Annotated in this window: 12 protein-coding genes; 1 reads left to right on the top strand and 11 read right to left on the bottom strand. The window is 53.1% G+C overall.

Going from position 1 to position 13,364, the window contains the following annotated elements:
- Positions 1 to 499 precede the first annotated feature (499 nt).
- From EGO56_RS07760 to EGO56_RS07710, 11 genes are all read right to left on the bottom strand, one after another.
- Positions 500 to 1,576, bottom strand: a complete 1,077-nt coding sequence (locus tag EGO56_RS07760) for an acyltransferase family protein (RefSeq protein WP_135908346.1) — start codon at positions 1,574 to 1,576, stop codon at positions 500 to 502.
- A gap of 464 nt (positions 1,577 to 2,040) precedes the next feature.
- Complete coding sequence (tcyN, locus tag EGO56_RS07755; RefSeq protein ID WP_135908344.1) at positions 2,041 to 2,793, bottom strand: L-cystine ABC transporter ATP-binding protein TcyN; 753 nt, start codon at positions 2,791 to 2,793, stop codon at positions 2,041 to 2,043.
- Positions 2,790 to 3,458: a cystine ABC transporter permease gene (tcyL, locus tag EGO56_RS07750; protein WP_135908342.1), complete on the bottom strand. Its 669-nt coding sequence runs from the start codon at positions 3,456 to 3,458 to the stop codon at positions 2,790 to 2,792. The genes tcyN and tcyL overlap by 4 nt, the downstream gene beginning before the upstream one ends.
- Entirely contained in the window at positions 3,458 to 4,258 is an 801-nt protein-coding gene (gene tcyJ / locus EGO56_RS07745) for a cystine ABC transporter substrate-binding protein (RefSeq protein ID WP_013358252.1), read from the bottom strand. Before tcyJ ends, tcyL begins: the two co-directional genes overlap by 1 nt.
- 113 nt (positions 4,259 to 4,371) lie before the next feature.
- Positions 4,372 to 5,358 carry a D-cysteine desulfhydrase gene (locus EGO56_RS07740; RefSeq protein ID WP_135908340.1) on the bottom strand — a complete coding sequence of 329 codons (987 nt, stop codon included), beginning with the start codon at positions 5,356 to 5,358 and terminating at the stop codon, positions 4,372 to 4,374.
- A 203-nt stretch (positions 5,359 to 5,561) separates the two neighbouring features.
- Positions 5,562 to 6,065, bottom strand: a complete 504-nt coding sequence (gene fliZ / locus EGO56_RS07735) for a flagella biosynthesis regulatory protein FliZ (RefSeq protein ID WP_013358254.1) — start codon at positions 6,063 to 6,065, stop codon at positions 5,562 to 5,564.
- Between the two features lie 50 nt (positions 6,066 to 6,115).
- Entirely contained in the window at positions 6,116 to 6,838 is a 723-nt protein-coding gene (locus EGO56_RS07730) for an RNA polymerase sigma factor FliA (protein ID WP_003854529.1), read from the bottom strand.
- 142 nt (positions 6,839 to 6,980) lie between these two features.
- Entirely contained in the window at positions 6,981 to 7,949 is a 969-nt protein-coding gene (locus EGO56_RS07725; RefSeq protein ID WP_013358255.1) for an HNH endonuclease signature motif containing protein, read from the bottom strand.
- A 153-nt stretch (positions 7,950 to 8,102) separates the two neighbouring features.
- Positions 8,103 to 8,879, bottom strand: coding sequence for a glycosyltransferase family 25 protein (locus EGO56_RS07720; RefSeq protein ID WP_135908338.1), 777 nt, complete (start codon positions 8,877 to 8,879; stop codon positions 8,103 to 8,105).
- 164 nt (positions 8,880 to 9,043) lie between these two features.
- The gene (gene fliB / locus EGO56_RS07715) at positions 9,044 to 10,246 is read right to left on the bottom strand and encodes a flagellin lysine-N-methylase (protein WP_135908336.1); all 1,203 of its coding nucleotides are present in this window, start codon (positions 10,244 to 10,246) and stop codon (positions 9,044 to 9,046) included.
- Between the two features lie 159 nt (positions 10,247 to 10,405).
- Positions 10,406 to 11,605, bottom strand: a complete 1,200-nt coding sequence (locus tag EGO56_RS07710) for a FliC/FljB family flagellin (protein WP_135908334.1) — start codon at positions 11,603 to 11,605, stop codon at positions 10,406 to 10,408.
- A 336-nt stretch (positions 11,606 to 11,941) separates the two neighbouring features.
- On the opposite strand from EGO56_RS07710, the gene fliD reads away from it, so the two are divergent.
- Entirely contained in the window at positions 11,942 to 13,357 is a 1,416-nt protein-coding gene (fliD, locus tag EGO56_RS07705; protein WP_135908332.1) for a flagellar filament capping protein FliD, read from the top strand.
- The last annotated feature ends 7 nt before the right edge of the window (positions 13,358 to 13,364 follow it).

Genomic DNA, 13,364 nt, shown 5'->3' with positions numbered 1-13,364 from the left:
CGGAGGCCAGGATGAGCCGACAGGACGTCGGCGAAAGGACGGTTCGCGCCAGGGATGGCGCGTCCGGACGGTCCGTCGGCCGCAGGGCGTGACGAGGGCACCCCGCAAAGCGGGGCGCGCAGGCTGCCGGACGCCGGGATTGTTAAGGGGCGGGCGTCCGCCCCTTGACGCGTCCGCCTGCACGGGCAACCTGAAACTCCCGACCGCCTGGCGGGCGTAACCCGCTCAGAGTAAGCCCGCTGCAAAGCATGCCCAGCTCGCCAGACGAACGAAATCCCTCTCAGCGCCCTTTCGCGCAGCGAACTCAAGACCTGGCGGGCCGCTACCCGCCGGGATTGTTAAGGGGCGGGCGTCCGCCCCTTAACGCGTCCGCCTGCACCGGCACCCTGAAACTCCCCATCGCCTGGCGGGCGAAACCTTCTCAGTGCCAGCCCGCTGCAAAGCGTACCCTGCCCGCTTCCGGGTGGAAGCTACCGTCCACCTCGCTGCAAAGCGCCCCTCACCCGCCGCCAGGCACCCTCTTCATCAGCGTCGGAAACACAAACAGCGACTGCCCCACCCCGCGATTGGTCAGCGACCAGATCGCCACTGAGCAGAGCGAACAGAGCCCCACGATAGCCACCGGATAGAAACAGGCCCACAGGAACGAAAACCACGCCTGCTCAAACAGATGATGCCGCTGCGCGAACAGAATCGCGGACATCCCAAAGAACTCGATGAAAATACGGTGGATGACGTAAATCTGCAGCGTATTGCGGCCGACCCAGTTGAGATAGCGCATGCTGAAATGCTGATTCAGCCAGCGGCAGGCAGCGATACTGAACAACACCGCCAGCACACACAGGAACAGGCTCTTATCCAGGCCGAATATCACATGAATCCCGGCAACTGCCGCCAGTAGCGCCCAGGGCATCAGGTTCTCCCGCCGCCATTCACTCAGGCGCAGCATCGTCTGGCTCCAGAACGCCCCTAACAGGAAGAACAGGAAATATTGCGCCAGGCTCTGCGGCCCCCAGAACGGGATCACTTTTTCAACCGCCAGATAATTCAGCAGAATCGCCACCGCTACCAGGGCCAGCTTATATTGACGGAAAATTTTGGCGCAGAGGAAATAGAGTCCCAGCCCATAGAGATACCACGAGGTACTCATGGCCATAAAGGTCAGCTTGAGAAATTCAAACAGCGAACCGGCATAGGCGGCATTCAGATTCTGCGAAATGCGCTGGCCGGTAATTTCAGTGGAGATGCCGATAATTGACCACCACTGAATAAACCCCCACAGAATATAGAGATAAAAGAGATTGGTGATACGACTGGTAAAGACCTGTTTCCAGGGCCGGTTAATAATGCCATTGGTCGCCAGCAATCCCGACACAAAGAAAAAAGCAGGCATACGCAGCGGCGACAGGACCGTATTAAACTGCATCCATATTTCAGCGGGGATCCACCCGGCAGTGAGGTATTTCATCGTCCCTTCAAAACCCGGTAACACCGTGTGATACAGGACCACCAGCAATATGCAGGCGCCCTTCAGGGTATCTACCCATAATATCTGGTCTGACTTAGTCTGGCTCATTCAATGACTCCTGCTATGTAGGTCAGAATGCTGGAAAGTAAAAGCGAGGAAATCAGTATTGCTTTTATGATTATCCAGCGATTATTCGCCATTGAACCGATGATGAATGTAGCGAAACTCTTAAAAGCCGTCGGGTGGCCCTGATGCCACAGTTATTTACTCAGCAGAACCTTTCCTTACACTTATTAATCAGTATGCAAACAGGCTAATTATCAGCACCAAAGCCACGCTAAAGGGTAATAATGTTTCATATTGCAGCAAATATAAATAAGAGAAAGCGGCATCAGGAAAAACCATTAAATATCCGATGAAAGGAAAAGATTTGTCAGATGTGGCAAAAGGTTTAACGGCTGAATAATAGGTTGTGATATTACGGCGCGCATTATGCTGACAGCCGCCCGTTATCGTTTAAAAAGTGAGATTATTAAGGCGGTTAAAACTGCCTTCCCGGGAAGGCAGTGAGGTTACTGACTGAGGAACTTATCGAGAAACTGACGGGTACGCGGCTGCTGAGGATTACTGAACAACGCTTTCGCCTCGCCCTGCTCCACAATGCGTCCCTGATCCATAAAAATAGCGCGGTCAGCGACGTCGCGGGCAAAGCTCATCTCATGCGTGACGATGACCATGGTGCGCTTCTCTTCAGCCAGTGCGCGAATGGTGCTGAGCACCTCACCCACCAGCTCCGGATCCAGCGCCGAGGTTGGTTCATCAAACAGGATTACTTCCGGCCGCATTGCCAGCGCACGCGCGATCGCCACGCGCTGCTGCTGTCCACCCGACAGACGACGCGGATAGCTCTCTTCCTTGCCGTGCAGCCCGACCTTCGCCAGCAGCGTGCGGGCGCGGGCTACCGCATCCGCTTTCGCTTCGCCTTTAACGATAACCGGCCCTTCAATGATGTTCTCCAGCACCGAACGGTGCGGAAACAGATTGAAGTTCTGGAAAACAAACCCGACCTGCTGACGCAGACGACGCACCTGCTCCTTTTGCTTACTCTGTGCCAGCGCCGCATCCACGGTAATCTCCCCGACGCGGATAGTGCCGCTATCCGGAACTTCCAGCAGGTTGATACTGCGCAGCAGCGTGGTTTTACCCGAGCCGCTGGGGCCGATAATTGCAACCACTTCACCGGCGGCCACATCAAGGTCGATATCGTGCAGCACCTTCTGGCCGTTAAAGGATTTCACCAGCTTTCTGACTTCGATGGCGCTCATTTCGACTCCGAATCCTGACGATTAACATGCTGTTCCAGCCGGTTCTGCAACGCAGATAACACCGTTGCCATCACCCAGTAGATCAGCGAGGCCGCCAGATACATGGTAAAAACTTCCAGCGTACGCGAGGTGATCAGCTGCGCCTGGCGGAACAGTTCCGGCACCTGAATGGTCGCCGCCAGCGAGGTATCTTTCACCAGGCTGATAAAGCTGTTACCCAGCGGAGGCAGCGCAGTACGTGCAGCCTGCGGCAGGATCACCCGGCGCAGGGTCTGCCAGCGGGTCATACCGATACTCGCCGCCGCTTCCCACTGTCCGCGCTCAATCGATGCAATTGCGCCACGCAGTGACTCAGAAGCATAGGCGGCGGTGTTCAGGGAAAGACCAATCATCGCAGAGGGGATCGGATCCAGCTCAATGCCAAACTGCGGCAGGCCGTAGTAGATCATAAACAGCTGGGCGATCAGCGGGGTGCCACGGAAAATCGAGACATAGATCCGCGCGAGCCAGCGAACCGGCCAGAAGCGCGACAGACGCATCAGCGCCAGAATAAAGCCCAGCAGCAGACCGAAGAACATGCCGCCGATGCTGAGCTGCAGCGTAAACAGCGCGCCTTTTAATAAAAAAGGTGCTGAATCCAGCACCAGTTTAAGACTTTCCTGCATTATTTCGTCACGTCCGCGCCAAACCATTTCTGAGACAGCTTGCTCAGCGAGCCATCTTTCTGCATATCAGCAATGGCCTGGTCGATCGCTTTCAGCAGATCGTCGTTGCCTTTACGCACTGCAACGCCCGATTCCTGACGGGAGAAGGCATCACCCGCAACTGCCATGGTATCGCCGGTTTTCTTGACCAGATCCAGCGCGGCAAGACGGTCAACCAGGATGGCATTCAGACGGCCAGAGCGCAGATCCTGATATTTTGTCGGGTCATCATCATAAGTACGGATGTCCACGCCCTTCACGTTCTCACGCAGCCACTGCTCGTAGTTGGTGCCGAGGCCCACGCCCACTTTCTTGCCCGCCAGATCGGCCGGTTTGGTGATGGTGCCCGCGTTGGCTTTCATCGTCAGCGCCTGTATGCCGGAAACCGTGTATGGCGTGGAGAAGTCATACTTCTTCTTACGCTCATCAGAGATGGTGACCTGGTTGATGACCACATCGATGCGCTTCGCGTCGAGTGAGGCCAGCATGCCGTCCCATTTGGTCGGTTTCAGGCTCGCCTTAACGCCCATGTGCTGCGCCAGCTGTTCCGCGAATTCCACTTCAAAGCCGGTCAGCTTGCCCTTTTCATCCTGGAAGCTGAATGGCGGATAAGTCCCTTCCAGGCCCACCAGCAGCGTGCCGCGCTCTTTAATTTTGTTCAGCAGGTTTTCGGCTGCAAAGGTTTTAACGTTGACGCCTGCAATCAGCGCCACAGCCATCACGCCCATCACCATCTGACGACCTGCACGAGAAAAGGACATATTCACCCCATTATTGACAGTATTGTGTGTGTGTTCTTATAAGGGCAGCACCCTATGTTGCTGCCAGTCCAGAATGATAACGCACGGAGTATAAACTGTTTTATTCGCTTGTCTCAGACCGAAGGATGATAAGCAAATAACGCCGGTGCGCCGCCCGTATGAATAAACAGCAGCGGGCCTTCACGGCGGAAACGATTCTGGCTGATGCCATCCAGCAATCCGGCCATCGCCTTGCCGGTATACACCGGGTCGAGCAGGATGCCTTCCAGCTGCGCCAGCAGTTTCACTGCCGCCATGCCTTCATCATTGGGTTCACCGTAGCGTGGCGCAAAATAGTCATCCCACAGCGTGATCGGTGCCGTAGCCTGCACTTCAAGCGTCTCCGCCAGCGACTGACGTAAACGCTCTACCAGCGGCAACTGCGCTTCGACCTGACGTGAAACGGTGACGCCGACCAGCTCAGTTTCCGGCAGCAGATACTCCAGGCCTACCGCCAGTCCGGCATGGGTGCCGGCACTGCCCGAGGCGACAACCACGGCGGCGAAATCGACCACGCCTTCGCTCTGATGGGCGATCTCCTGCGCGCACTCTACATAGCCTAGTGCACCCAGCGCATTTGAGCCGCCGACCGGCACAATGTAAGGGCGGAATCCCTGCGCTTCCAGACGCGTGGCCTCTTCTGCCAGCTGTTCAGTGGGGTTGTGCAGTGCATCAACCATAATCACTTCCGCGTCCATCAGGTCCAGCAACAGACGGTTGCCGTTGCTCAGGTAGTTTTCAGCGTGGGTGCCAATCGGGTTTTCCAGCAGTGCCACACACTTCAGGCCAAGCCGGGCTGCGACGGCCACCGTCTGGCGCACATGGTTAGACTGGATTGCGCCCGCGGTCAGCAGCACATCTGCGCCTTCGCGCAGCGCATCAGCTGCCAGGAACTCCAGCTTGCGCAGCTTGTTGCCGCCCATCGCTACCGGCGTGAAGTCATCACGTTTGATGAAAATATCGCGACCCAGATAGTCGGAAAGACGTGGCAGATGTTCTAACGGTGTGGGTGCGCCAAGCAATTCAAGACGCGGGAATTGATGTAACAGATGTAAAGACAATGCTGCCTCCGGTCGGGCATGAAAATTATCCTTACAGTGTTGCAGAAGATGCGAAAAGGATCACTCTGATTCAGGTGACAGCAGATGCGGTAGTATAAAGACGAGAAGAAAGAAGCGCCGTGCTCCCCCTTCCCTTAACCCGGCTGGCGGGTAAGAGATAACGTGCCGGAGGCACGCGGGGGAGCAATCGGTGCAGAACAGGCTTACGCCTGCTGCCAGCCTAAGAACTGATCGTACTTACGCAGCGCGATACGGTAATTGTTATTACCGGCATCGGGCAGATCGCTTTCCAGACACTGATGCCAGCTATTTCCTTTAAGCTTTTCGGCCGGGAAATTTTTGGCTTTCAGCATCTCATCCAGTCGACGCAGACGCACCACATATTCACGAATCGTGCTGGGGCTCATCTCTGTCTGTTCAAACAAATATTGTTTAAACGCCATAATGTCGAAGTAATTAGGATGGGTATTACAAAAAATATCACTACAAAAACGACAAAGCGCGGTCAGTTCGGGCTGAAGTTTCAGCCACAGCTGCTCATCAATCATCTGGTCCATCCGAGCGATGGCCTCTTTATTGATGATCTGGCCACGAAAAACGAGCGCCATTCGATCTAATACCTTGCCACAGTGTGAACAGTTGGTCTGGCTGTGTTTATAGTCTTTAAGATAACGACTTAACGGTCTGGCCTTGGTCTTGGCTCCCATTACTGAGTCCCCGGTTTCTTATAATTTTGAATCGCCAGGAACTGATACTGCTAGCGCGCTCCCGCAAGTCGGGCCCGCAGGCGTTTAATCGCCTGACTGTGCAGCTGGCTGACACGGGATTCACCCACATCAAGTACTGCGCCAATCTCTTTCAGGTTCAGTTCTTCCTGGTAGTACAGTGTCAGCACCATCTTTTCACGATCGGGTAACGCTTCGATCGCTTCAATGACGCGCTCACGCAGACTCCCTTCTAACAGCTGATGAAGCGGATTAGCCTCTTCATGGCCTTCCGTCACCAGCTCCGCGCTGTCGCCGTGCTCTTCCCGATACTCGTCGTAGGAGAAGAGTTGACTGTTGTTGGTGTCCAGCAGGATCTGCCGGTACTCCTCCATGGAAACATTCAGCTGCTGCGCCACTTCCTGCTCGGAAGCAGAACGCCCCAGCGACTGTTCCACTCTGTGCATTGCGCCCGCCACTTCACGTGCGTTACGACGCACGCTGCGTGGTGCCCAGTCCCGACTGCGAAGCTCGTCGAGCATTGCGCCACGAATACGCTGCACGGCGTAGGTGGTGAAAGCTGTGCCCTGGAGCGCGTCGTAACGCTCTACGGCATTTAACAGCCCTATTCCACCTGCCTGCAGCAAGTCGTCAAGCTCAACGCTGGCCGGCAGGCGAACCTGCAGACGCAACGCTTCATGGCGCACCAGCGGCACGTAGCGCTGCCAGAGCGAATGCTTGTCCATCACGCCTTCGGCGGTATAGAAATCGTTCACGTTGACTACCCTGCGTTAATGAAGTTATCGGCATGATTATCCAATTCTGTAGCGTTTTCGATTGGCTGAATAGGCGGGGTAAAACGAGGCTATTTGATTTTTGTTAAGTCAGCGTGCAGTTATTTCTGCACGCTTCCTGAAATTAACGACGGGCGCGCAGCCGTTGCCGTGTGGCGGGCGGCACCGCGGCCCACAAACTACAGACACGACCCTCCAGCTCCTGATACCAGGGCGCAATGTGCTGCCGCGCCTCCTCGCCGGGATGCACCTGAATCGTTCCTGATTCAGCATCAATGCTAATCAGTCGGTTAATAAATAGCCGCTGCAGATCGCTGCGTAAAAACAGGCCATTATCGATGCTGTTGTCTGCCAGGACGCCGTCATCGCCCTCCTGCGTGTCGATATGGCAGGCTTCCACCCAGGGCCAGTTGTGCCGTTCGGTCAGCTCGGTGCCGGTCATCACGCAGGCACCGTAGCGCGCTTTGACACCGGCGCTGAATTCCGCCTGGCTGGCACGCTGCAGCACCCGTGCTTTCACGCGACGCCCCACTTCAGTGCCTGGCATCACTGCCGCAGGGACTTTGTGCTGCGGCGTACTAAGCACCACGATGAACTGAATACGCTGCGACTGCGGAAAACAGGGGTCCGCCTGCGGATTAAAGAGCTGCCAGTAAATGTCTTCATCATCCTGATGCATCAGCACCAGTTTGTAGCCGCGACTGTTTAACAGGTTCTGTGCCGTGGCCGATTGTGGATCGATCATCGCGAAGACCTGACTGCTGCCCATCACTTTCCACAGGTTGTCGCGCTTCTCGTTGTCGCTGCGACGAAAATAGAGGAAAGAAAGATTCTGCTTAAGGTAGTGCTCAAAGCGGCGCAGATAATTTTTACGTTCGTTGTCATGGGAGATGAACAGCAGATCTTCCAGCGGACTGTTGCTCTCCTCCCGCGCGAACACCGCACGGATTTTCAGCGTGCGCAGGCCGGTTGACGGACTCAGCAAGGCACGCGCCGTCAGCTCTTTATCATCAGGATATTGCAGCGCATAACGCCGGGCGATCTCATCGAAGGTCAGCTGCTCGCCCGGTAAAAGGTCATAATTGAAGCGCATAGACACTCCACAAAGTTAAAATCAAAAATGATGTTGTTCTGTGAGGAGTTATCGGCAGTACGGGGGGGAACTGTAACGGGATGGGCGATCATCTGCGTTGCGACCGGCGGCGCTGGCCCTCTTCGCGCCCGCACCGCACTAAACGGATTTTCGCTATTTCTGACGATCTGCAGCGGCGTTGACATCAACGATGCGATGAAGCAGCGGAAGCATAGCCCGACGATAGCGATGACGCAGTCTGACGCGGAGCGGTCGATTTGCCATTAGCATCGTCCAGATATCGCGTTTTTGCTGGTTATGCTGAGCAACATCGCTGAAATGCTGGATGGTGGTCTGCTGCGCCAGATCATGCAGCAGCACCGGTGCAGGATGCACCGCCAGTAGCTTCATAGCTCCATACTCTTCAAACAGGCACCATTTATCGGCAGCCATCCAGACCGGATAGAGCAGTTTAAGCAGTCGCGTAGCGGCCTCCAGATTGATCACATAAGCGTGTGCGGTGGTGGCGCTGTAGACCGGATAGAGATGAGATGTTTCGGCTACCGCAGCGATCGCTTTATCAACGTATCTATTGACGCGTGATAACAGTACCAGCGTCGGGTTATCCGGGGATAACTGCATTGCCGGACTGGATAATACCGCGCCGAGCTGTTCGGTAAATAAGGCGTCATCTTCCAGAACCAACGCCTGTGCAATTTTTTCATCCTTCATTTTCCGATAAATAGCGATGTGGCTTAATGCACACCCTATTTCGCCCGGTTTGAACGCATAATTAACCGTACGGGTATGCTGCGCAATTTCCGCTTCAGTTAATGCATGGCCATTTACAGCGTTAATAAATTCGTAGTCGAGTCCGGCGGCGTCGCACTGTGCAGCAATAGTGGCGCGACGCCCGGTTGATGAGGCGAGATTAATGATAAAGGTCTTCATGCAGGATCTGTATTCCGGGTAGTCATTATGCCTGAACAGCCAGCATACTGCCCATGACATGACCCGAAATGCGTTAAACGAGCGCTAAACCCTGACCTGAGATAAAATTTGAGTCTCTTTTGGGAATGGGATAAATAAAGACTCCGCTGAAGCGGAGTCTTTATTTACTTAAGCAGGTAAATCAGCGACAGATCGTCATTGACCTTGACCTTATCAATCTCATCCAGAAACGCCAGCACCGATTGTGCCGTGTGTTTGGTTATTGAGTGATAGCTATAGATGATATTAATAATATCTTCTTCATTAAGGGTGCCGACCAGTTCAACATTTGCGGCAATCAGGGACTTAAGAAGGAACCATTCCGCCGTCAGAAGATAGAGACTCAGTAATGGACTACGGCCTTCGTCATTAGGGAAAAAATCATCATAGATGCGGTACTGAATATAGTTATTCATTATCCATGGACGCTCCGCGAGCCAGGGCATGACCTGAGTCTGCCATACGTTATCCAGCCGGATCATCGACTGACTCACGTCATCGGTTTTAGCGCCTTCAGCCTGAATGTAAATCAGCTTATTGACGTAATGATTCAGGGTAGGAAACGCACGCTTATCCGCCATGGTGCTGAACCAGCTCTGTAATCGCAGCAGTAAAGACCACTGCAGATTATGATCGGGCTTAACCTGATCAAGATTCAGCCTGATTTCACCCTGCTCCAGATTATTCAGCACGTCAGAAAAGTGACTCTCCATCTGTACCAGCCAGTCATCTCCAGGATTTACTCTTTCTGCACCCAGCAGAAAGCTGGCCAGCGCATAAAACGCTTCATCAAGATTTACACCGCTATATTTGACAATATTGAGACACATCAGATTCAGCAGCTTCTTATGCTGATCGAGATCTTTCGCTTTATTGGCTTCATGCTGAGTCCGGATAGTCTGCTCAAATAGCATCGCATCTGGCAGGGCTAATAACTGCCGGGTTGCCTCCGGGCAGGATAGCGCCAGCGTTTTTTGCTGTTCATATTTAAATGTATTTGCCGCACGCGGATAAGTCGCGCAGGTGTTGCTTAATGCGGCTGCGCCCAGTTGCGAATGCACCTTACACAGGCGATTTTCATCCATAAATGCACAGTTGCCAGCTGTGTTAAGCTTCATCGTTCCCCAACTGGCAAAGCTTTTACGGGTAGTCGTGATATTTTCAGCCGCCAGCGTTTTGATTTCAATCAGCGAAGATTTCAGATAGCGATTGACTGTGGGCTTATCCAGAGTGATATCCCAGCCTTTACAGCAATGATCGCGGCATTCGCTCCCGATGCATTTAAAGGCACTGACAAACAGCGGTTCGACGACAGTAATATTTTTCATTATTTACCCGCTCTAAATAAGCATTTTAAAAAGGAGTCTGAGTGGAGAATAAATGAACCGTGTGAGATTGATTGGCAGAGAAACAGGGCAAAGAGGGGCTAATCGTACGCATAAAAAAAACCCCGCCGAAGCGGGGTTTTGAATGGGGTCGGAAGGCGATTAGCCCTGCAGCAGAGACAGAACCTGCTGTGGAACCTGGTTAGCTTTCGCCAACACTGAGTTACCAGCCTGCTGTACGATCTGCGCTTTAGACATGTTTGAAACTTCAGTAGCGTAGTCAGCATCCTGAATACGAGACTGTGCTGCAGACAGGTTAGTGGTGGTGTTGCTCAGGTTAGTCACGGCTGAGTTCAGACGGTTCTGAATCGCACCCAGTGAAGAACGGAACTTATCCACGCTTGCAATCGCTTCGTCCAGTTTGGCCAGCGGGTCAGAAGTTGAACCCGTGGTTACGTTAGACAGGCTCATGTTAGCCGTATCCAGTGTGAACGCAGCGGTATCACCACCTGCGGTTGTTGCTGCTGACTGCGCATCAACTGCAACGTAGAAGTCCTGGTTAGAACCGTTAGCGATATCAAAGCCGTTAGCTTTCAGGCTGTTAGTTTCAGCAGCGCTGGTTGAAGCCACGTTGACTTTAGCAAACAGGTTGCCGTTGTCATCTTTGTAAACTTTGTCTGCAGTTACAGTAACGTTAGCTGCTGCAACACCCAGGCGAGTGGCCAGATCACCACCAGTATTTTCTGCTACAGTTGCTTTGCTTACGTTACTGGTTGAGCCGTAGACTTTCTGGAAGTCAGCTGCAGCTGCAGCAGTTGGGGTACCCTGTGGACCATTTACGTTGAAGGTGTTCAGTTTCAGCGTAGAAGAGTCAATTTTCTTCAGGTCGATGGTGATGGTTTCGCCATCGTTAGCGCCAACCTGAATTTTCATTGAGCCATCTTTAGCCAGCACGTTCACGCCGTTGAACTGAGTCTGACCCGATACGCGGTCAATTTCGCTCAGACGTGACTTGATTTCGTCCTGGATTGAAGATTTGTCAGACGCTGAGTTAGTACCGTTCTGAGCCTGTACAGTCAGTTCACGAACACGCTGTAAGTTGTTGTTGATTTCTGACAGCGCGCCTTCAGTCGTCTGCGCAGCAGAGATACCGTCGTTGGCGTTACGAGCAGCCTGAGTCAGGCCCTTGATGTTAGAGGTGAAACGGTTGGCAATTGCCTGACCAGCAGCGTCATCTTTCGCGCTGTTGATACGTAAACCAGAAGACAGACGCTCCATTGAAGTAGACAGAGCTGACTGGTTCTTGTTGATGTTGTTCTGAGTGATCAGCGAGAGGCTGTTGGTATTAATGACTTGGGCCATGATAAATTTTCCTGTTAATCAAGTCTTTCGGTTAAGGTGTGGGCTTCAACCCGCCGGCTTCAGCGCCGTCAAAGTTGTTATCGTCTGCCGTTTAACAACCTTTAGAATTTTTTTAGTACCAGGCGAATTTTTCTGCTTCAGCCTGTCACGTTTTAAGTTATCGCCACCCTGCCGAACTTCTTTAGGCCTGATTCATTAATTTTCTAGTCGCTGAATTACCCTTCTCTATAGTGCTTATTTACCTCATTACCCTAAGGCAAATAATTTTAAACTTTCCTTATTCAAGGCCGATAACCCAGGTATCAATTTCTCTGTCGACCTTATAAAGGAATGAACATGGCTAGTATTTCTAACCTTGGCGTGGGTTCCGGCCTGCCACTCAGTACTATGCTTGACAGTCTGACCACCGCTGAAAAAGCCGCACTCACACCGATTTCAAAACAGCAGACGGCTTATACGGCTAAGCTCAGTGCCTATGCCACCCTGAAAAGTTCACTGACGACGTTTCAGACTGCTAACACCAAGCTGAACAGTGCCGACCTGTTTACTGCCACCACCGCAACCAGCAGCTCTACGGCGTTCAGCGCCACCACCTCTGGCAGCACCGTGGCCGGTAAATATGCGATTAGCGTCACTCAACTGGCGCAGGCGCAGGTCCTGACCTCGTCAGTGCAGAGCAGTAACACCGCCCCGCTGGGCGATAGCTCCGTAGCCAGCCGCAGCATTGCCATTACCTTAAAAGATGGCACCAGCAAAAGCGTGACGCTCTCGGCTGATCAAACCTCGCTGACCGGTATGCGTGACGCCATTAATGGCGCCAATGCTGGCATTACTGCCACTATTATCAAAGTGTCAGACGGCAGCTTCCGTCTTTCCATGAACGCCAATAAAACCGGCAGTGACAATGCGGTGGCAACCATTGCCGTTACCGGTGACAGCACGCTGCAGGGAATTGTGGGCTTTGACGCCAGCGCCAGCAGCAATCCGATGACGCAGAGCGTCGCAGCGCAGAATGCCCAATTGACGGTAAACAACGTTGCGATTGAGAACAGCAGCAACCAGATTAGCGATGCACTGGAAGGGATTACGTTAAATCTGACTGCGCAGACGGTTGGCAGTCAGACGCTGACTATTACCAAAGACACTTCCAAGGCCTCCAGCGCCGTCAGCGCCTGGGTGGATGCCTACAATACGTTGCTGGATCAGTTTAATACCCTGACGAAATACACCAAGGTTGATACCAACAGCGATACGCAGGACTCCAGCAACGGTGCTCTTCTGGGCGACAGTACGTTACGTACCATCGAAACTCAGCTGAAAAGTATGCTGACCAACGCACAAAGCTCGTCAACCTATAAATCGCTGGGACAGATTGGTATTACCACCGACCCCACGAGCGGTTCATTAAAACTGGATTCGACCAAACTGAGCGCCGCCCTGGATAAAGATGCTGCAGGCGTTAAAGAGATGATTGTGGGTGACGGTAAAACCGGCATCACCGCGAAAATAGACAGCAAACTGACTGACTGGCTGGCATCCAAAGGGATTGTTCAGGCCGCAACTGATGGTGTCAGTAAGACACTGAATAACTTAACTGCCCTTTATAACACCACCAGCGATCGCATCGATGCGGATATTGCGCGTTATAAGACACAGTTTACTCAGCTGGATATGGCCATCAGTAAACTTAACTCGACCAGTACCTATCTGACGCAGCAGTTTGATACGTCAAATTCTTCTAACAAATCATAGGAGTGAC

Origin of the sequence: Pantoea vagans (assembly GCF_004792415.1) — a bacterium.
Classification (GTDB): domain Bacteria; phylum Pseudomonadota; class Gammaproteobacteria; order Enterobacterales; family Enterobacteriaceae; genus Pantoea; species Pantoea vagans.
Note: the sequence above shows the minus strand (reverse complement) of the source record. Positions and strands in the feature narration are given on the sequence as shown.

Coding starts and splice junctions, on each gene's coding strand:
- EGO56_RS07760 (WP_135908346.1), bottom strand. CDS start 1,576: ATGAGCCAGACTAAGTCAGACCAGATATTATGGGTAGATACCCTGAAG.
- tcyN (WP_135908344.1), bottom strand. CDS start 2,793: ATGAGCGCCATCGAAGTCAGAAAGCTGGTGAAATCCTTTAACGGCCAG.
- tcyL (WP_135908342.1), bottom strand. CDS start 3,458: ATGCAGGAAAGTCTTAAACTGGTGCTGGATTCAGCACCTTTTTTATTA.
- tcyJ (WP_013358252.1), bottom strand. CDS start 4,258: ATGTCCTTTTCTCGTGCAGGTCGTCAGATGGTGATGGGCGTGATGGCT.
- fliZ (WP_013358254.1), bottom strand. CDS start 6,065: ATGGGAGCCAAGACCAAGGCCAGACCGTTAAGTCGTTATCTTAAAGAC.
- EGO56_RS07725 (WP_013358255.1), bottom strand. CDS start 7,949: ATGCGCTTCAATTATGACCTTTTACCGGGCGAGCAGCTGACCTTCGAT.
- EGO56_RS07720 (WP_135908338.1), bottom strand. CDS start 8,879: ATGAAGACCTTTATCATTAATCTCGCCTCATCAACCGGGCGTCGCGCC.
- fliB (WP_135908336.1), bottom strand. CDS start 10,246: ATGAAAAATATTACTGTCGTCGAACCGCTGTTTGTCAGTGCCTTTAAA.
- EGO56_RS07710 (WP_135908334.1), bottom strand. CDS start 11,605: ATGGCCCAAGTCATTAATACCAACAGCCTCTCGCTGATCACTCAGAAC.
- fliD (WP_135908332.1), top strand. CDS start 11,942: ATGGCTAGTATTTCTAACCTTGGCGTGGGTTCCGGCCTGCCACTCAGT.